The 18,254-nt window shown below is 73.3% G+C and carries 19 protein-coding genes; 10 read left to right on the top strand and 9 right to left on the bottom strand.

Annotation, left to right across the window (positions count from 1 at the left end; translation table 11 throughout):
- Positions 1-78: 78 nt before the first annotated feature.
- Both ACYVJE_RS16720 and nadD read left to right on the top strand, forming a co-directional pair.
- Entirely contained in the window at positions 79-1,392 is a 1,314-nt protein-coding gene (locus ACYVJE_RS16720; RefSeq protein ID WP_461145193.1) for a glutamate-5-semialdehyde dehydrogenase, read from the top strand.
- Between the two features lie 484 nt (positions 1,393-1,876).
- A complete protein-coding gene (nadD, locus tag ACYVJE_RS16715) occupies positions 1,877-2,509 on the top strand; it encodes a nicotinate-nucleotide adenylyltransferase (protein WP_461145192.1) in 633 nt (210 codons plus the stop codon).
- 45 nt (positions 2,510-2,554) lie between these two features.
- On the opposite strand, the gene ACYVJE_RS16710 is transcribed toward nadD, so the two are convergent.
- On the bottom strand, positions 2,555-2,722 hold the full coding sequence (locus ACYVJE_RS16710; protein WP_461145191.1) for a hypothetical protein: 168 nt from the start codon (positions 2,720-2,722) through the stop codon (positions 2,555-2,557).
- A gap of 80 nt (positions 2,723-2,802) precedes the next feature.
- Here ACYVJE_RS16710 and ACYVJE_RS16705 point away from each other — a divergent pair, with 80 nt between their 5' ends.
- The 3 genes from ACYVJE_RS16705 (at position 2,803) to ACYVJE_RS16695 (ending at position 4,038) form a co-directional block, all read left to right on the top strand.
- Entirely contained in the window at positions 2,803-3,333 is a 531-nt protein-coding gene (locus ACYVJE_RS16705; protein ID WP_461145190.1) for a DUF1648 domain-containing protein, read from the top strand.
- A 91-nt stretch (positions 3,334-3,424) separates the two neighbouring features.
- On the top strand, positions 3,425-3,751 hold the full coding sequence (locus ACYVJE_RS16700) for a hypothetical protein (protein ID WP_461145189.1): 327 nt from the start codon (positions 3,425-3,427) through the stop codon (positions 3,749-3,751).
- 68 nt (positions 3,752-3,819) lie between these two features.
- A complete protein-coding gene (locus ACYVJE_RS16695; protein ID WP_461145188.1) occupies positions 3,820-4,038 on the top strand; it encodes a hypothetical protein in 219 nt (72 codons plus the stop codon).
- Between the two features lie 90 nt (positions 4,039-4,128).
- Here the strand turns inward: ACYVJE_RS16695 and ACYVJE_RS16690 are convergent, their stop codons facing one another.
- The 8 genes from ACYVJE_RS16690 to ACYVJE_RS16655 all read right to left on the bottom strand — a co-directional run bounded on the left by ACYVJE_RS16690 (position 4,129) and on the right by ACYVJE_RS16655 (position 12,209).
- Positions 4,129-4,422 carry a cytidine/deoxycytidylate deaminase family protein gene (locus ACYVJE_RS16690; protein WP_461145187.1) on the bottom strand — a complete coding sequence of 98 codons (294 nt, stop codon included), beginning with the start codon at positions 4,420-4,422 and terminating at the stop codon, positions 4,129-4,131.
- A 227-nt stretch (positions 4,423-4,649) separates the two neighbouring features.
- Positions 4,650-4,886 carry a hypothetical protein gene (locus ACYVJE_RS16685; protein ID WP_459158722.1) on the bottom strand — a complete coding sequence of 79 codons (237 nt, stop codon included), beginning with the start codon at positions 4,884-4,886 and terminating at the stop codon, positions 4,650-4,652.
- 24 nt (positions 4,887-4,910) lie between these two features.
- Positions 4,911-6,266 carry a S8 family serine peptidase gene (locus ACYVJE_RS16680; protein ID WP_461145186.1) on the bottom strand — a complete coding sequence of 452 codons (1,356 nt, stop codon included), beginning with the start codon at positions 6,264-6,266 and terminating at the stop codon, positions 4,911-4,913.
- A gap of 346 nt (positions 6,267-6,612) precedes the next feature.
- Complete coding sequence (locus ACYVJE_RS16675) at positions 6,613-7,512, bottom strand: DUF4231 domain-containing protein (RefSeq protein WP_461145185.1); 900 nt, start codon at positions 7,510-7,512, stop codon at positions 6,613-6,615.
- Positions 7,513-7,780: 268 nt separating this feature from the next.
- Entirely contained in the window at positions 7,781-10,606 is a 2,826-nt protein-coding gene (locus ACYVJE_RS16670; protein ID WP_461145184.1) for a TIR domain-containing protein, read from the bottom strand.
- Between the two features lie 159 nt (positions 10,607-10,765).
- Positions 10,766-11,068, bottom strand: coding sequence for a YrhK family protein (locus tag ACYVJE_RS16665; RefSeq protein WP_461145183.1), 303 nt, complete (start codon positions 11,066-11,068; stop codon positions 10,766-10,768).
- Positions 11,069-11,292: 224 nt separating this feature from the next.
- Entirely contained in the window at positions 11,293-11,760 is a 468-nt protein-coding gene (locus ACYVJE_RS16660; protein WP_461145182.1) for a cupin domain-containing protein, read from the bottom strand.
- A 134-nt stretch (positions 11,761-11,894) separates the two neighbouring features.
- Entirely contained in the window at positions 11,895-12,209 is a 315-nt protein-coding gene (locus tag ACYVJE_RS16655; protein ID WP_461145259.1) for a GNAT family N-acetyltransferase, read from the bottom strand.
- Positions 12,210-12,680: 471 nt separating this feature from the next.
- Here ACYVJE_RS16655 and rsfS point away from each other — a divergent pair, with 471 nt between their 5' ends.
- The 5 genes from rsfS to ACYVJE_RS16630 all read left to right on the top strand — a co-directional run bounded on the left by rsfS (position 12,681) and on the right by ACYVJE_RS16630 (position 18,200).
- On the top strand, positions 12,681-13,082 hold the full coding sequence (gene rsfS, locus ACYVJE_RS16650) for a ribosome silencing factor (RefSeq protein WP_459158729.1): 402 nt from the start codon (positions 12,681-12,683) through the stop codon (positions 13,080-13,082).
- Positions 13,079-13,696, top strand: a complete 618-nt coding sequence (locus ACYVJE_RS16645; protein ID WP_461145181.1) for a histidine phosphatase family protein — start codon at positions 13,079-13,081, stop codon at positions 13,694-13,696. The genes rsfS and ACYVJE_RS16645 overlap by 4 nt, the downstream gene beginning before the upstream one ends.
- 49 nt (positions 13,697-13,745) lie before the next feature.
- Positions 13,746-14,648: a DegV family protein gene (locus ACYVJE_RS16640; protein WP_461145180.1), complete on the top strand. Its 903-nt coding sequence runs from the start codon at positions 13,746-13,748 to the stop codon at positions 14,646-14,648.
- Positions 14,649-15,240: 592 nt separating this feature from the next.
- Complete coding sequence (locus tag ACYVJE_RS16635; protein ID WP_461145179.1) at positions 15,241-15,753, top strand: ComEA family DNA-binding protein; 513 nt, start codon at positions 15,241-15,243, stop codon at positions 15,751-15,753.
- Positions 15,750-18,200 (top strand): ComEC/Rec2 family competence protein, encoded by a 2,451-nt coding sequence (locus tag ACYVJE_RS16630; protein WP_461145178.1) that lies wholly within the window; start codon positions 15,750-15,752, stop codon positions 18,198-18,200. Before ACYVJE_RS16635 ends, ACYVJE_RS16630 begins: the two co-directional genes overlap by 4 nt.
- Positions 18,201-18,254 lie beyond the last annotated feature (54 nt).

Raw genomic sequence — 18,254 nt, 5'->3', positions numbered from 1 at the left:
CCACGCCGCGCGCCCGCGCGGGCACGCGCGGGCGCACCCGGGCGGCGCGCGCGCCCGCGCGGTCTCTAGGCTGGGACCGTGACCACCGCGACGAATTCCGCAGACAGCCAGGAGGCGGCCGACGGGGGCCAGCTGCAGGAGCAGGTCCGATCCGCCGCCCAGCGCGCCCGGACCGCGTCGGTCGAGCTGGCCGCGGCCACGCGCGACGCGAAGGACGCGTTGCTGCAGGCGATGGCCGAGGCGCTCATCGACAGCGAAGCGGAGATCCGCGCCGCCAACGACAAGGACGTCGCCGCGGCCCGCGCCGCCGGCACGCCGGACAGCATCGTGGACCGGCTGCGCCTGACCCCGGAGCGGATCCGGGACATGTCCGCCGGCCTGCGCACCGTCGCGGACCTGCCGGACCCGGTGGGAGAGGTGGTGCAGGGCGGCACGCTGGCGAACGGCCTGCGGCTGCAGCAGGTGCGCGTGCCTCTCGGCGTCGTCGGCATGGTCTACGAGGGGCGGCCGAACGTCACCGTCGACGCCGCTGGGCTCACGCTCAAGTCGGGCAACGCCGTGCTGCTGCGGGGGTCGTCCTCGGCGGAGGAGTCCAACCGGGTGCTCGTGTCGGTGCTCGGCGAGGTGCTGCGGCAGCACGGGTTGCCGGAGGACGCGGTGCAGCTGCTGCCGTGCCACGACCGCGCCTCGGTGCACGCGTTGATCACCGCGCGCGGCCTGGTCGACGTGGTCATCCCGCGCGGCGGGGCGGGGCTGATCTCCACCGTGGTGCAGCAGGCGACCGTGCCCACCATCGAGACCGGCGTGGGCAACGTGCACGTCTACGTGGACTCCGCCGCCGACGTGGACACCGCGCTGCGCGTGCTGCTCAACGCGAAGACGCGGCGCACCAGCGTGTGCAACGCGGCCGAGACGCTGCTGGTGCACGCCGACATCGCCGAGGAGTTCCTCCCCCGCGCGCTGTCCGAGCTGGGGCAGGCGGGGGTGACGGTGCACGCCGACGAGCGCGTCGCCGCCCACGGCGGGCCGACGGTGGTGCCGGCCACCGACGAGGACTGGAACACCGAGTACCTGTCGATGGACATCACCGCGGGCGTGGTCGACTCCCTGCAGGGCGCGGTGGAGCACATCCGCGCGCACGGCACGGGGCACACGGAGGCGATCCTGACCGAGAACCTGCGCGCGGCGAACGCGTTCACCGCGCGGGTCGACGCGGCAGCGGTGGTCGTGAACGCCTCGACCGGGTTCACCGACGGCGGCCAGTTCGGCATGGGCGCGGAGATCGGCATCTCCACGCAGAAGCTGCACGCGCGCGGGCCGATGGCGCTGCCGGAGCTGACCTCGACGAAGTGGCTCGTGCACGGCGACGGGCACGTGCGCCCGGCCAACTGACCGCAGTGGGCCGGCCTGCCGGCGAGCGGGCCGACGGAACCTTCCCCCTCATCTGGAATCGTTCCAGTTGGCGCAATTTTCATGAAAATTGGAACCCGTCCCCACGCCACCGGGTGACAAGTTGTCCACAACGCGGGTCGTGTCGGGCTTGACTCGGCGCGTGTTCCGCGTCGGCGGGCGATCTTGGAACCGGCGGTTCAGACTCGGTGGTGGCCGAAGCGCCACGGCTCCGGGGTGAGGGGAAGCATCTCGGAGGCGTGCGGTGCTCCGCGTGCCCGGATTCCTGCGTGCCGGGACTTCCCGCGTGCCCGGACCTCCGGTGCGCGGGGCACCGCTCCGGCCGCGCCCCGGCAGGGCGGAGCAACCGGGGCGCGCGTCCCGCGCCGCGCGGACTGCGCCGCGCTCGGCGGTGACCGTGCGCCGCAGCACGCGGCGGGCACCCCCGCGCGATCTCCGCTGATGCGGCTTCCTAAGCTTGGAGCCCATGTCGCAGCGGCGTCGCATCGGTGTCATGGGCGGAACCTTCGACCCCATCCACCACGGTCACCTTGTCGCGGCCAGCGAAGTGCAGGCCCAGTTCGGGATGGAACAGGTCGTGTTCGTCCCCACGGGCCAGCCCTGGCAGAAGAGCCACGAGCGCGTGTCCGCGGCCGAGGACCGCTATCTGATGACGGTCATCGCCACCGCCTCCAACCCGCGGTTCCTCACCAGCAGGGTGGACATCGACCGGCCCGGCCCGACCTACACCGTCGACACGCTCAAGGACCTGCACCACCAGTACACGGACGCGGACCTGTACTTCATCACAGGTGCGGACGCGCTGGAGCAGATCCTGTCCTGGCACCGCGCCGAGGAAGCCTTCGAACTGGCGCACTTCATCGGCGTGACGCGGCCCGGCTACTCGCTCAACGGGGCGCACCTGCCGGAGGGGTCGGTCTCGCTCGTCGAGATACCCGCCATGGCGATCTCCTCCACCGGCTGCCGCGATCGCGTGCGCGCGGGCCTGCCGGTCTGGTACCTCGTCCCGGACGGGATCGTGCAGTACATCGGCAAGCGCGGGCTCTACCGCGGGGACGGCCTCTCACCTGCGCCGGAGTGGGGGCCGGGCGCTGAGTGAGCGACGGCTCCAGCGCGGGGAGCACCTCGCGTGCGAGATGAGCCGCTACATCGGCTCCGGTGACTCATCGACCAACGGTCGGGTGCGCTCGATCGTCTCGGGCCACTCGTGGGTGCAGGTCTCGAGCGTGGTCATGGGGGAGGAGTGCCCGAGCGCCAGCTGCACGGTCTTGACCGAGGACAGGTCCGGCCGGGAACCCCTGCTCGCTCGCATGCGCGTCCGGTGAGGGCCGTCTGTGCGGATGCTGCCGGATAGGGTGCATATGCCGCGGCAGACGTCCAGCGGGAGGCGCGATGTCCACCGATACCCGGCCAGGGTTTCCACGGCTGTGGTTGATGCCGAGCCTCGCGCTCCTGGTCACCATGACCGCGTGGGCAGCGACGGTGTACCCCGACCTGCCTGAACAGGTTCCCCAGCACATCGGACCGAGCGGGGTCGATGCGTGGACGGCCAAGACCGTCGGTTCCGTCTTCCTCCCGGTATTCCTCTACCTCGCGACCACGATGCTGTTCGCCGGCACCGCCTTCGGCATCGCACGCACCACTCCGGAAAGCGAACTACCACGCGATCGTCCACCCGGCATGGTCAAACGCACCGCCACCTGGGCTTCGGCAGCGCGGTGCGCCAAGGCGGTCCTGGCGCTGAACACCGCGTTGGGCTTGGCGCTCCTCCCGCTGTGCGCGATCCAGTGGCGCACCCCACAGACACCCGATGTTGCCTGGTGGCTCCTTCCCCTGGCCCTCGTGCTCGTCCTCGCCGGACTGGTGCCGCTGTTCATCGCCGCCCAGCGCGATCAGGCGGAGAAGCGCCGAACAACTCGCTGAGGAGAAGCAGAAGGCGTTCGAGGCCGCCGGCGACACGGTCGCGGACGCGCGGAGCAAGCAGGAGGAAGCGCACCGCAAGCCCGAAGGCCAGTTGAAGGATCCCAACGAGACCGTCAACACCGTCAAGACCCACGTGATGCGAGCGGTGACCGGCGGGTTGACCGCGATCAAGACCACCAGCGACAGCGCCTCCGCGCTCTTCGAGAGGGCTGATGCCTTGGACGGCCGGCCCGAGGAGATGGACAGGATGGCCAAGGCTGCGGACCACAGCAGTGACGCCGCCGAGGCCAAGGTCGCGGCCGTGCAGACCGTGCCCAGAGAAAAGTCGCGGATGCGCGAGGAGAGAGGACGGGGCGGCTCGCCGAGAAGCTGGGTCGGGGAAGTGATATCGCCGCTGCGGGCGCGAGCAAGTACGTGAAAGGCGGTTCGAAAGTCGCCAAAGGGGCGAGCTCTGTTCTGCGCGGAGTGCCTCGTGCGGGGACAGCGATGACGCTGACCTCGGAAGCGATTGATTGCGGGACCGGGACCGACACGGCCGGGGAGGCCGCGGTGGATGCCGGGGCCAGCCTCGGTGGAGCAGCGGCCGGTGCTGCGGTCGGCTCCGCGATCTGCCCGGGCGTCGGCACCGTGGTCGGCGGAGCTGTCGGGAGCATGGCCGGGGACTTCCTCGCGACCGAAGCGGAGAATTTCCTGACGGGCGAGTAGAACGGGACGAAGTATGTCCGACGAGCATGCGGTGGTGCCGGGGCAGTTGTCGCCGCGGCCGGATCTCCCGTGCCGCGGGATCCCCGGCGCTCAGGACGCGTGCGCGGTGGAGGACGGCCAGGCGTCGCCGTCGGCGAAGTGCTCGCCCCAGTAGAACGGGTTGAGCTCCCGGAGGGTCCGCGCGCTCCAGCCGGACGCGGATTCCGGATCCGCCACGCCCACCTGAACGTCCGGTCCCCACAGCGCGAGGCGTTCTCGGCACATCCCGCAGGGCGCGAGGACCGAGAAACTGCTGGCGCCTTCCCACTTGCTGACGAACACCGAAGCGGTGACCGGGACGCCGAGCGTGTAGGCCTGGCAGATCGCCCCGGTTTCCGCGCACAACGTGGCCGCGGCATTCAGGTTGTACGAGGCACACGCTGGTGAGGATTCGACCGCCGCGCAGGTACACGGCCGCGGCCGCCGCGCGACCGCGGCGCTCCGCCTGGTCGACCGCCGCGTCCACGAGTCGCTGATCCAGCTCCATCCGAGCAGTCTGGCGGTTCGCGGACCGGTCGGTCCCGCGGGAGGGTCTCTTCGAGACCGAACCGCAACGCGGTGATCCGTGGAGATCACCGGGTGTCGTCGTCCGGCGGAGGGGCGTGGAACGTCGTCTCGTCCTCGACGCCGGCCACGCCGGGCGTGGTCCGCACCCCCTCGCGATGCTCCCGCGGGACGGAGCCAGTGATCATCCCGATTTCACCGAGCACCTGCTCGACCTGCATGCCCGCGCTGCGCAACCGGTCGGCGAGCTCGTCGATCCCGACCCCCTGGTCCTCGTCGACGATCACGGTCACCCTGTCCGGCATCGGGACCCCCTGGCAACCGGTCGGTCACCGCGGTGCCTGCACCAGACCCGCGCCCGCGTCGAGCGAGGGCAGCTCGAGCCGCCGAGCGGTGCGCATCAGCAGGGCCCAGAGCGAAGTCCCGGTCGCACCGCTGTGCTGCGACCACATGGCCGCGATGCCGGCCACGTGGGGCGTGGCCATGCTCGTGCCGCTGATCGTGTTGTAGCGCTGGTCCATGATCCAGGACGAGTACACCGCAACACCGGGCGCCGCGATATCGACCTGCCCGCCCTGCACCGGATAGGTGCGGGCGGAGAAGTTCGCGATGCGCAGCTGGTCGTCCACCGCACCGACCGCCATGACCGAGCGGCTGTTGGCCGGCACGCCGACGAAGCCGACGTCGTTCTGGGCCCGGTCGGCGTTGTTCCCGGCCGCGGCCACGATCAGCGAGCCCCGCTCGAGTGCGCGACGCCCGACCTGCTCGTAGCGCTGCGACACCTCGCGGATGTTCGCGCCGAGGGACATCGAGATCACCCGACTGCCGGTGGCGATCGCCCAGTTGATGCCGGCGAGGATGTTGCTGTCGGTGCCGCTGCCCTCGTCGCTCAGCACCTTGCCGATCTGGATGTCGGCCGCGTGGGCGGCCCCGTACCGGCGGCTGCCGGGCGGGTTCGGCGGCTGCTCGGGCCCGGCTGCCGTGCCCGTGCAGTGCGTGCCGTGGCCGTGGCCGTCCTGGGGCTGCTGACCGGACACGAACGATCGCGCGGTGACCGAGCGGTTCTTGAAGTCCGGGTGCTCGAGGTCGAAACCCGTGTCCAGAACGGTGATCGGCACGCCCGATCCGCTCTGCTGGGAGCGGGCGACCTCGGTGGCCTGCAGTCCCCACGTGAATTCCGGCGTGTCCGCGAATTCCGCCCCTGGCCCGGCCGCTGCCCCCGGCGCCGGAGTTTGTGGCGCTCCTCCGTTGACGTGCTCGTACAGGTTCACCGCGGCGTCCCGGAACCCCTGCAGGTACTCCGCCGGCAGCGACCGCGGCTGCGCCAGCGCGTGCATGGTCTGTTCCGGCTCGACCGCGAGCACCCGGGAGTCCTCGCCAGCGGCCGCGATGATCGATCCCATCCGCTCGGGATCCGCCGCGATCACGCCGACGCCGAGTTCGGCGAACACCGCCGCGTCCGCCGAGGCCGCTTGTTCGACGTCCAGCGCGCCGTCCGGGAAGTCGTTCGTGCTCGCGATGTTGGACGCCCCGGCCACCGAGCGGAACACGTCGTTCGTCGCCGACCAGTCCCCTTGCACGTCGTCGCTGAGCACCACCACGTAGCGCCCGGTCGGGGCGCCCGGTTCCCCGGTACCACCCCGGTCGGGCTCCCCGTCCCCGCCGAACGGCATCGAATTGATCACCAAGCAACTCCCACTCTGCGCTCGGGGACGCCGGAATGCGGCCTCCCCTCGGTGTTCACGGGGCGTGCGGGGACGGCTTCGGCAACACCGGGTCGAGTTCACGTGCGCTTCACCTGTTCACCGCCGCAGCGCGTTCCCGTCCACCATCCTTCCGCGGAGATGGTCCTGTCACTACCGCATCCGAGCGAAAACGGATCGTGCGGAGCTGCTGTTCAGCGCATTTCCGGCGCTCGGCGGCGCCGGGCGGTCCACCGTGGACCGGAGCGCGCCCGGAGCCCGCACCGGTATCCGCGCACCGTCCACCGTCCGGGCGGGGCGCCCCGTGGGCTGCAGCCGCACGCGGCGCCTATTCGCTGTGGGAAGAGCGCCAAGTGCTGTGCTCGCGGCTGATGGCGGCTTCCGCGTCGGTGACGGCCTCGGCCCAGGTGTCGTCGGTGGTGTGGTGGTTCAGGCGTTCGCGGATCAGCCCGAGTTCGTGGTTGGCGACGACGTAGGCTTCTGCGGTGGTGGTGTGCTGGCGGGTGGTGGACCAGGCGGCGAGTGCGGCGACCACGGCGGCCACGATGCCGGCGAGGTCGAAGGGGACCACTCCGAACGCGCGGGCCAGCGCGCCCGCGATGCCGGTGATCTCGCAGGCGATCGTGAGCGTTTGGTACCTGCTCGCGCGTTTTTCGTGGAAGAGCGCTTTGCCCGCGTACCAGGTCCGCTGGTCGTCGATCCGACTGATCAGGTACGCGTCTCGCCGGTCGGGCAAGGGGGATCTGCGCAGGGCGCGCATCGCATCGCTGATGGCCGGGGCTCGGGTGGGCAGCAGCCGCACGGCGGCCAGATCACCTCGCAGGGCCTCCAAGCGCCGGGTGAACCGCTGATCGGCCTCGGCCGGGGGGAGCTCCGGCGGGAACGGCTCGCCGCCGACGGCGTAGCGCCAGGTCAGCGATTTCGTCGACTCCGCAAGCGCACGTCCTTGGTACCAGGTCTGGCTCGGTCGACCGCGCAGCACGAGCACCTCGACGCCGAGGGTGCCGATGAAGCACAACGCGGTGGCCACCGCGGCCCAGTCCACCGCATCGGCCTCGATGGTGAACGCCGCTGACGCCGCCGCCAGGACCGAGAGGATCAACCGGGTGCGGACGGCGCGGAGGTAGCGGCGTTGCCCCGTCTGCGACGCCTGGTCAGCGGCTTGGAACAGACCCGGGTGGTCTTCCGGGCGCAGCGTCGGCGCGACGTGCGGATCGGACGTGGTCATGTCTCGCCCGCAGCCCCCTCTTCCACGAGTCGAGGTCCACGATGCCGAAGTCGGCCGGCACCACCGGTCACCGCGAGATCATCAGCGACGGGCGGCGCCGTGGCAACCCTCTTGCCGGTGCTTGTGCCGCAACGCGCGCGGGCAGAACGCGGGCGGGCAGAACAGGCGGCGCGGATCCCCGCGCACGTCGGTCCCGAGCAGTTTCCCGGACTGCGGGTCGCGGATCCTTCCGCGGAGTTCCCGCCGAGGCGTCGTCGGCAGTTCGGGGTCAGCGCGCGCACCGGAGGTCCTCCGGTGGTTCCGTGCCGACGTAGTTGTGCCATTCGGCCGCGGTCAGGTCTCGCCCGGCACGAGCGCACACCTCGCGGAGCCAGGACCCCTCGGTCATCTGCCACCGGGTCAGGCGGGCGTTCGGGGTGGCCACCAGGAGGTGGTCGCCGTCCGCGGTGAAGGTCATGGCGGAGTTCGTGTCAGCGGGGCGCCACATGGTGAACGAGCCCAGCGGCGCACCGGAGTCGAGCTGGGTGAGGACGATGGTGTTGTCCGTGCGCAACCGCGCGATCAGGTTGCCGTTCGGCTGGGCCGCGAGGACGGGCAGGAAGTCCCCCTCCGTCCCCGGGATCGACTGGAGGCGTTGCGTCCCCGCGTTGTTCCAGACCTCCACCGCCCCGTCGCCGCGGAGGACGAGCAGCCGGTCCGCGGTGAAGGTCACGGCCTCGGCCGGGCCGCCGGGCAGTTGCCGCCGCTGCCCCGTGCGCAGGTCGATGACTGCGGCGTTGGACTCCTCGGCGACCGCAGCGCGCGCGAGGTCGTGGCTGATCGCGGCTTCTTCCGGGGAGAGGATTTTCGGGGACGCGTAGGGCGGAACGTTGCCGGGGAAGGTCCGTTGGACCTCCCCCTCCGGGAAGCTGCGCACCACCCCGTCGCCCCTGGAGCCCAGCGCGGCGATCGTGCCGCCGTCCGCGGAGATCCGCGCGGCGACGGGGGTGCTGCCCGGTGCGGGGCGCACCGGACTCCAGTTCCGGCCGGTGCTTTCCGGCGCGTCGGGATGCACGACCAGTGCTGCGTGGTCCGCTCCGAGCAGCGCCAGACGTCGGCCGTCGGGGCTCCACACCGGCAGCATTATGTCGCTGCCGGCCAGGTCGTTCTCGTCGAACAGCTTCCGGGTTTCGGGCGCGCCGCGGGTGCGGTAGGTGATCACCTCGTCGCTGCTGCTGTACGCGGCGACGTCCTCGCCGGGGGCTGCGGCCAGGCGCGGGGAGTTGGCGGATACTCCGTGGTCCAGTTGAATCCCGGCGTCCGAACCGATCCGGCCGGGTGCGTTGAGGTTCCGGACGGCGAGCGTGCTGCCGGAGGCCGAGACCAGCCGGTGCTCGCCGACGAACGAGAGGGTTCCGCGCGTGGTGGTGTCCGTGCCGGTCAGCGCTTCCGGGACGAACTTCTGCTCGTCCGGTGCGGTGGAGGAGACGTAGACCGCCCCGCCGACCGCCGTCGCGGTGCGGCTGCCGTCGTGGCTGATCGTGAAGTCGTCCGCTCTGTCCCCTCGCGTGGTGCCGGTGGTGGTCGTCAGATCGGGGTGCTTCCAGGGCGGGTTCTCCGGGGAATCCTCCCTGTCCCAGATCGAGGCGCGCCCGTAGATGTCCACGCCGAAGTACGTGCCGTCGGCCGAAGATCCGGTGGTCCCCGCGCTCGCGGGAGTGAGCGGCTGCCGCGAGGTCGCCTCCTCGCCGAGTTCCGGGAGCGTGCGCCGCTGCCACTGTCCTGACTTCGTGCTCAGGACGAGCGCGTCGTCCTCCGGCGCGTCGAGTTCGGAGAAGGTCGCCGGCACCGCCGCTCGCGCCGAGGCGGAACCGGCTCGGCGGGAGGAGGTGGCGTAGGCGATCAACTCCGCCTCCTGCCCGTTCGGGGCGCGCGTGAGCACGGCGAGGTGGCGTCCCGAGGGCGTGACGGTCACGGCCGCTGATGGTCCGGAGTGGACGGTCCGGTCCCGGTCCATCGACGCATTCCACGTCCGCACCGCGGAGCCGTCGGTGGCCAGGACCGCCTCGCCGGTGGAGTCCGTGGCGAGGTCCGTGATGGGCGCGTTGCCGATCCGGCCGGTGGCGCGGCTTCCGCGGGTGAGGTCCCAGCGCAGCACGCGTCCGTCGGCGGTGCCCGCCACGACGACCCCGGCGTCGGTCGCCCCGGTGGCCGTGGTGACCTCGGCCCCGGCGGGCAGGAACCGGGTCAGCTCCGGATTCGCCGCCGCGGACCGGAACAGCGCCGAACGCGTCTGCGCGTCCGCCCGGGTGCGGTACGCCTCGGCGGCCAGCAACTGCGCCGCTTCGAGGTCGCTGTCCAGGTTCGCCACGGCGAGTCCCGCCAGCTGGCGCGCACGGGCGGTCTCGGCCTCCTCGACGGCGATGTTGCGCTGCACGACCGCCACCACCGAGGCGATCAACGTCGCCACCAGCAACAACGACAGCGTGCTCACGGCCGCGGTCGCCAGCCGCACGGTTCGGCGCTGGTGCCGGATGTGCGCGCCGACCAGGGAATCCTTCGGCATCTCGCGGATCGCGGCGGCGATGTCCGCGACGTTGTCCCGCATCCTGGGGTTTCCCCGGTCGGCCTGGTCGGCCGAGCGCAACCACCGCAGGTCCACCCACCGCGGCTCCTCGCGCAACGCCCCGTGCAGCGCGGGAGGCAACGCGGTGGTGGTCGACCAGTCGACGCCGCCGGCGCGTTCGTCCCAGGCGAACTCGCCGTCGGTGAGCACGATCAGCAACCGCTGCGCGGAGCGGTTCGCCAGCCACCAGGCGACTTCCGCGTCCACCCACGGCGATCGTGCCGCCTGCGGGGAAGCCATGAGCACGAACCACCGGGAGGAGTGCAGGGCGCGCTCGATCGAGGACCAGAGTTCCGGGCTCGCGGTCAGGTTGGCGTCATCGCGGAAAACCCGCAGGGAACGCGCCCGGTGCCAAGGCGTGGCGAACCGCTCCACCTCGCGTTGCAGAGCGGGGGCGAGTTTGCCGTCGACCGCGTGGCTGTAGGAGATGAACGCGTCATACCCCGGTCGTCGCACCGGCTTCGCCCCGCGGCCGTCCCGTGATCCCATCGCGCCGATGGTAGAGCGGGACGCGGCACGATCAATGCCCCGAAGTTCGCATTTGCGCTACCTTTCGGTGGTACCGCACGAGCCGGTGGTTCTGCCGAACGGGGCCCGCAGCGCTCGACCACTGCGCCCGCAGCGGGGCGGTGGACGTGCGGTTGGACGTCAGAAGTCCTGGTCGGATTCGGCGGTCGGGTGCGGGGTTTCGTGGATCCTCTTCAGGTGCACGTGCCGTCGCAACCGGATGAGCGGGCGGATGCCGAGTTCCGCGCTGCCGAGTACGAACAGCCAGGTCCCCGCTGTGTTCGTGGAGTCCCAGAAGAACAGCACGCTGCCGATGAGGAACCACAGCGCGATGAGGACGTCGTTGACGATGCTGAGCGTCTCGTAGCGCTTGCGGATCAGCAGCTCTTCGCGGCCGAGGCGGACCGCCAGCGGTATGGACGACGAGTCCGAGTGCTCGCTCATGGCCGCATCCTCGCACCGCGCCCCGCGAGTCCGGGATCGGCCTGCTCGACGGGCGCACGCTGGCGGAGTTCGCCGGAGGTGCGGGTCCGTTCCGCGACGCGCCGCGCTGCTCAGCAGACTTCAGTGGTAGCGGTGCGCGCGGACCTCGAGGTGGTGTCCCGCGGGAGCGTCGAAGTGCGGACCGCGGCCGCCGTGGTCGCGGTTGATCTCGCCGGGCGTTCCCCTCACCCCTCGTCGAGCGGGTGCAGCGCGGGCAGGTTCACCACGATCGCCTCCTGCGTCGTCCGCGAGATGACGACCACGGCCTCGTCGTCCGGATCGGGGTTCTCCTCGCGGTGCGGGACGAACGGCGGCACGTAGATGTAGTCGCCGGGTTCGGTGTCCAGCGAGACCTCCCCGTCACCGTCGTGGTAGACGAAGCGCGGGTGCCCGGCCACCACGTAGATCGAGGTCTCCGACTCGCCGTGGTGGTGGTTCGACGACGCGGTGGCCGGTGCCACGTGCGTTTGCCCCGTCCAGAGGTGCTCGGAGCCCACCGTTTTGCCGCTGATCGCCTCGATGCGGTTCATCCCGGTCGACTGCGCCGTGTCGGCGGACAGTTCGGTGCTGCGCACGCGGTGCACCCGGGTGCGGTCGGGTCCCGTGGCGCCCTGGCCGGCTCCGGGGAGGGCGGGGTGGAAACCCTCTGCCATCGCTCACCTCGCATTGATCGGAGCATCGCGGGGCTCCGGTCGGGCGCCCCTCGGGGCGACCATAGCCGCGGAGGTCCCGCGCGGGCAGCAGTGCCCGGGGCTCCCGGCTCGCGGGAGGTGCGCGCCGGCGGGCCTCAGCCGAGCCGCTGCTGCAGCAGGGTGACGCTGTGGAACCGCTCGAACTCCCGGCGTCCGACCTCGGTGAATCCCAGCCGCCGGTAGTAGGCGAGCAGCGCGGTGTTCGATTCCACGCAGTCGAGCCGCAGCAGTCCGACCCCCGCGGCCCGGCCCTGCTCGGCGGCCCAGCGCAGCAGGGCTTCGCCCAGGCCGCGGCCGGCCGCGCTGCGGTCGACCATGAGCCCGTGCACGTACGCGGCGGGGAGCCCGGTCCGCTCCCCAGAACTCGGGGTCGGACCACAGCAGCCGCAGCGCGGCGGTGACGCCCCGATCGTCTTCTCCGGACCCGTCCTCGCGGAGCACGTGCCACAGGCCGCGCTCGATCTGCTCGGCGATGGTCCGCTCGCTGATCTCGCCGGGCGCCCACTGGGCGATGCCGCGTTCGGCCAGCCAGTCCTCGACGTCCCGGCGCAGGCGGTGCAGCCGCGGGGCGTCGGCCGGCCGGGCCCGCTCCATCGGCAGTGGCTCTCCGGTGCGCACGGACGTGCACCTTAGGCGAGGTGCGCTGCTGCGCGCCAGCTCGGCACCTCGGCGGTGCCGCGGCGGTTGCACGGCAGTCGCGCGCACCGCACGCGTCCGGGGGCGGGTGCACGCGTCGCGCCCGCGGGTCGAGCGCGGAGCACCCGCCCGGCGTGCGGGCGCGTGCGGCCCCGCCGGAGGAGCGCGCCGCACCGGACGCCGCCCCGCCGAGGTGCCGGAACGGGCTACCCTGGTGGACTGGGTACCCCGTCGAGAGGAGTCACGTGGCAGCGACCGAACAGTCCCGCGAGCTGGCCAGGGTGGCCGCGCAGGCCGCCGCGGACAAGAAGGCCATCGACGTCGTCGTGTTGGACGTGTCCGAGCAGCTGATCATCACCGACTGCTTCCTCATCGCCTCCGCGTCCAACGAGCGGCAGGTCGGCGCGATCGTCGACGCGGTCGAGGAGAAGATGCGCGCCGCGGGCACCAAGCCGGTGCGGCGCGAGGGCGAGCGGGAGGGCCGCTGGGTCCTGCTCGACTTCAACGACGTCGTGGTGCACATCCAGCACAGCGAGGAGCGCGCCTTCTACGAGCTGGAACGCCTGTGGAAGGACTGCCCGCGGGTGGAGCTCGAAGGAGTCGTCGCCACGGTGGAGAACGGCGAGACCGGGGACGCCGACGCGTGAGCCTGGAACGCCTCGTGCTGTGGCGGCACGGTGAGACCGACTACAACCGTGCCGGCCGGCTTCAGGGACATCTGGACAGCGAGCTCACCGAAACCGGGCTCGAGCAGGCCAAGCGCGCGGCCACCGTGGTCGCCGAGTACTGCCCGGACGTCGTCGTCAGCTCCGACCTGCGCAGGGCGCGGGTCACCGCTGCCGCGCTGACCGAGGTCTCCGGGGTCGAGGCGAGCATCGACCAGCGCCTCCGCGAGACCGACATCGGGCAGTGGCAGGGCCTCAGCGGTGCCGAGGTGGAGCACCACTGGCCAGGAGCGATGCTGACCTGGCGCACCGATCCGCGGTGGGCGCCGCCCGGCGGGGAGGCGCGGGTGCACGTCGCCGAACGGGCGGCTCGGGTGGTGCAGGAGCTGGACCGGGCGCACTCGGGCACGGCGCTGCTGTGCGCGCACGGCGGGGTGATCGGCGCGCTGACGTCGCAGCTGCTGGAGCTGCCCGTGCACCTGTGGCCCGGGCTCGGCGGCATCGCCAACTGCCACTGGGCCGTGCTCGTGCGGATCGGCCGCCAGGAGCGGCGGTGGCGGCTGGCCGCGTACAACACGGGCGCGCTGCCCCAGTGACCACCCCGACGGGTGACGTGCGCTGCACCGTTCGGCGTAGGGTGAACGCGTGACGGTCGCGGTGGTCACCGATTCGACGGCGTATCTCCCCGCGGAGCCCGCCTCCCGCTTCGGCATCGGCGTGGTTCCGCTGCACGTGTCCATCGCCGGTGCCGATCCGATCGCCGAGTCGGAGGTGGTGCCGGCGGACCTGGCCCGCGCCATGGGCAGGCACCAGCGGGTGACCACCTCCGGGGCCACCCCGGACGAGCTGGCGGCGGCCTACGCGGCGGCGCTGGAGGGCGGAGCGGACGCGGTCGTGGCGGTGCACCTGTCCCGCCACCTCTCCGGCACGTGGGACGCTGCGCGCGTGGCCGCCGAGCGCGTCGGCGCGGATCGCGTGCGCGTGGTCGACTCGGCTTCGGCGGGGATGGGGGTGGGGTTTCCCGCGCTGGCGGCCGCCGAGGCGGCGGCGCGCGGCGCGCCCGCGGACGAGGTGGAGCGGTCCGCCTCGCTGGCGGTCGCGCGGACCACGACGCTGTTCACCGTGCCCACGTTGGAGCACCTGCGGCGCGGCGGGCGCATCGGCACCGCCGCCGCGGTGTTCGGCACGGCGCTGTCCATCAAGCCCGTGCTGCACGTCGAGGCCGGCCGGATCGCCCCGCTGGAGAAGGTGCGCACGATGTCGCGGGCGGTGACCCGGCTCGTGGAGCGCGCCGAGCAGGCCGCGCGCGGCGGCGACGCGCCCGTGCGGGTGGCGGTGCACCACTTGGCGGCACCGGAGCGGGCCGCGGGGCTGGCGGAGCGCTTGCGGGAGGCGCTCCCGGCGGTGGTCGACTGCGCGGTCACCGAGGTGGGAGCTGTGATCGGCGCGCACATCGGCCCGGGCGCGTTGGGCGTCGTCGTGCGGTGCCAGGAGGCCGAACTCGCGGAGGACTTCGCTCCCGCGGAAGGTGGGCACTGGGGCGGGTGAACCACATCGCCCGAGCGGGCGAGCATTCGTGGTGAGCTGTCCACAGGGGATCGAGTTCTCCACAGATTCTGCTGCCAGGGCGGCGGAACTCCGCAGCAGCGCTCTATTTTCGCCGCATGGACGACTTCCGGCTGTTCCGAGCGCGCCGCGCCGAACCGGTCCCGCAGGAGCGGTTGCTGGCGCTGCGCGGCCGCGGCGCGCAGGGCGGCTCCGCCGCGCGGTCCGCAACGGGACCCGCGGCTCCTCGCACCGCGGACGCGATCGCTCCGGCAGGTGGGTCCTCGCCGGACGCGCCGGACCCGGTGCTGGAGGCCACCTCCGAAGCGCTGCCCCCGCCGGACTCCGGTGGTGACCCGTTCCCCGCGAGCAGTTCTGCCGGGAGTGGACGGACGGTGGAGGCGGGCGCGCCTGCCGTCCCCGGGATGAGCGCGAGCGGGGCAGGGGGTTCCGCGCCGCGCGGGCGGTGGCACGAGCGGCTGCGCCGGTGGGTGCCGGAAACACTGCTCGCGGCGCGTTTCGACCCCGGGAGCGGCGGCGTGCTCGTGCTCGCGGCGCTCACGCTCGTCAGCCTCGTCGTGGCCGCGAGCGCGCTGTGGCGGCAGCAGGCCGCGGGGGAGCAGCGCGCCGCGTCCTCCGCCCCACCGCTCCCCCGGCGACGAGCGCTCCCGCTTCCACCGAGCCGACGCCGGAGGAGCTCGTCGTCAGCGTCGTCGGACGCGTGCACGACCCCGGCCTGGTCACCATCGCCCCCGGCGACCGGGTCGCCGCCGCGTTGGCCGCGGCGGGTGGCCCGCTGCCGGACACCGACGTCACCGCGCTCAACCTCGCCCGCCAGCTCGACGACGGCGAGCAGCTCCACGTCGGCATCCCCGAACCGGAGCCGCCACCGGGCGGGTCCGCCGCGGAGGAGGGCCCGGTGGTGAACCTGAACAGCGCGGACGAGGAGGAACTGCAGCAGCTGCCCGGCGTGGGGGAGGTGACCGCGCAGCAGATCGTGCGCTGGCGGAGCGAGCACGGCGAGTTCAGCTCCGTCGAGCAGTTGCAGGACATCGACGGCATCGGGGAGAAGACCGTGCAGCGGCTGCGGGAGATGGCCGAGGTGTGAGCGCCCCGGAGGCCGCGACCGCGGCAGGTGCCGTGCCGGACCCCGACCGGACCGCGGACCCCGACCGGACCGCGGGGAACGGCCGGCCGGTGGGGATCGGCCGAGCCGCGGGGATCGGGGAGGTCCTCGACCTGCGTCTCGTGCCCGCGGCGTGCGGCGTGTGGGCGGTGACCCTGCTCGGGTTGCACGGCGGCTGGGTGGCGGCGGCGGTGGTGACCGCCTGCGCGGTGGCCGTGCTCGCCCTCGCGTGGAGGCGGCGCGCCCACCCGGGCGCCAGGGCGGTGCTCGCCGCCGCGCTGCTGGTGGTGGCGGCGGGAGCGTCGATCGGCGTGCGCGCCAGCGCGGTCGAGCACCACCCGCTGCGGGCCGAGCTCGGCACGACCGCGGAGCTGCACGTCACCCTCACCGACGCGCCCCGTGCGCTGCGCGGCGACTCCTACGGCAACCACCGCCGAGGGGAGCGCGCCCTGGCGCCGGCCCGGCTGCGGGCGGCCGCAGTGGACGGGCGGGTGCGGGAGGTGCGGGGCCGGGTCGTGCTGCTCGTGCCCACCGCGGAGTGGAACCACCTCGTGGCGGGCCAGCGGGCCGTGCTGCGCGGTGAGCTCCTCCCGCCGCGCCCCGGGGAGCTCACCGCGGCCGCGGTGAGCACGCACTCCGCACCACGGGGCACCGGCCCGGTTCCCGCGGTGCAGCGGGTGGCCGAACACCTGCGGCAGGGCCTGCGTGACACCTCGGAGGAGGTGCTCGGGCCGGCAGCGGCGGGGTTGCTGCCGGGGCTGGTGATCGGTGACGTCGGAGGGCTGCCCGAGGAGGTGGAACAGGACTTCGAGACCGCGGGCCTGACCCACCTCGTCGCCGTGTCCGGTTCGAACGTCGCCATCGTCTGCGGCGCGGTGCTGCTGCTGGCACGCCTGGTCGGGTGCGGACCTGTGGTGTGCGCGGGCGTCGCCGCGCTGGCGCTGTGCGGGTTCGTGGTGCTGTGCGGGCCCGAACCGAGCGTGCTGCGGGCCGCCGCGATGGGGGCGATCACGCTGCTCGCGCTGGCGCTCGGGCGGGAGCGCTCCACCCTGCCGGTGCTCGCGGCGAGCGTGCTGGGGCTGCTGCTGCTCGTTCCGCGCCTGGCCGGCGAGGTCGGGTTCGCCCTGTCGGTGGCGGCCACGGCCGCGCTGGTGGTGCTCGCACCGGCCTGGTCGGCCCGGCTGCACGACCGCGGTGTTCCGGTGGGCCTGGCCGAGGCGATCACCGTCCCGGCGGCGGCCCAGCTGGCCACGGCTCCGCTCATCGCCGCCGTCTCCGGCGGGATCAGCCTCGTCGGGGTGCTCGCCAACCTGCTGGCCGGCCCCGCGGTGGCCCCGGCCACCGTGCTCGGCGTGCTCGCCACGGTCACCGCACCGGCCGTGCGGCCAGGAGCTGAGCTGTGCGTGCGACTCGCCGCTCCGGCCCTCGAGTGGATCATCGGGGTGGCCGGGCACGCGGCAGGAGTCCCGGGGGCGCTGCTGCCCTGGCCGGACGGGGTGTTCGGCGGGGTCCTGCTCGCCGGTGCCGCGCTGGTGGCGCTGCTCGCGCTGCGTTTCCGCCGGTTCCGGCGGATCGCCCTCGCGGCCGCGGTGCTCGCAGCCTGCCTCGTCCCGGTGCGGGCCGCGGTGTCGCCGTGGCCGGTCGGCGGGTGGAGCGCCGTCGTGTGCGACGTGGGCCAGGGGGATGCGGTCGTGCTGGCCACCGGACGCCCCGGGGAGGCGGTGCTCGTGGACGCGGGGCCGGACGCGGGCGCGGTGACCGGTTGCCTGCGGCGTCTCGGGGTGGAGCGCGTGCCGCTGCTCGTGCTCAGCCACCTGCACGCCGACCACGTGGGCGGCGTCGGCGGGGTGCTGGCGGAATTCCCCGTCGGTGGCGTCGCCGTCGGCCCCGTGCGCGAACCGGCCTGGGCGATGCGGGAAGTGCGCGGGCACGCGCGGCGGCACGGCGCACCCGTGCTCGGCGCGGAGGCGGGGCGCTCGCTGCGGTGGCCGGGGGCGGCCCTCGACGTGCTCGGGCCGGCCGGCTCGCTCGCGCGGACCTCCGATGAGGAAGCGGCCAACGACGCCTCCGTGGTGCTCCGCGCACGCACCCCGGCGGGCAGCGTGCTGCTGACGGGGGACGTGGAGATCCGCGGTCAGCAGCAGCTGCTGTGGTCGGGCGCGGACTTGCGGGCCGACGTGCTCAAGGTGCCGCACCACGGCTCGCGGACCACCCTGCCGCGGTTCGTCGCAGCGGTCGACCCGCGGGTGGCGGTCATCAGCGTCGGCGCGGACAACGACTACGGGCATCCGCACGGACGCCTGCTGGGCATGCTCGCGCGCGTGCCGGAGGTGCTGCGCACCGACGAGAGCGGCGACGTCGCCGTGCTGCCCGGCCGGCACGGCCCGCGCGCCGCGGCGCGCGGGGACGCGCTGCTGCCGGTCCCATGACCGGCGCCCCCGCGCACGCGAGCGGGGGCGGGGCCGATCCGCGGATCCCCGCCC

The sequence above is a fragment of the Salinifilum aidingensis genome, from assembly GCF_054782015.1.
The sequence above is the reverse complement of the archived record's forward strand: the minus strand, read 5'-3'. Positions and strand labels throughout refer to the sequence as shown.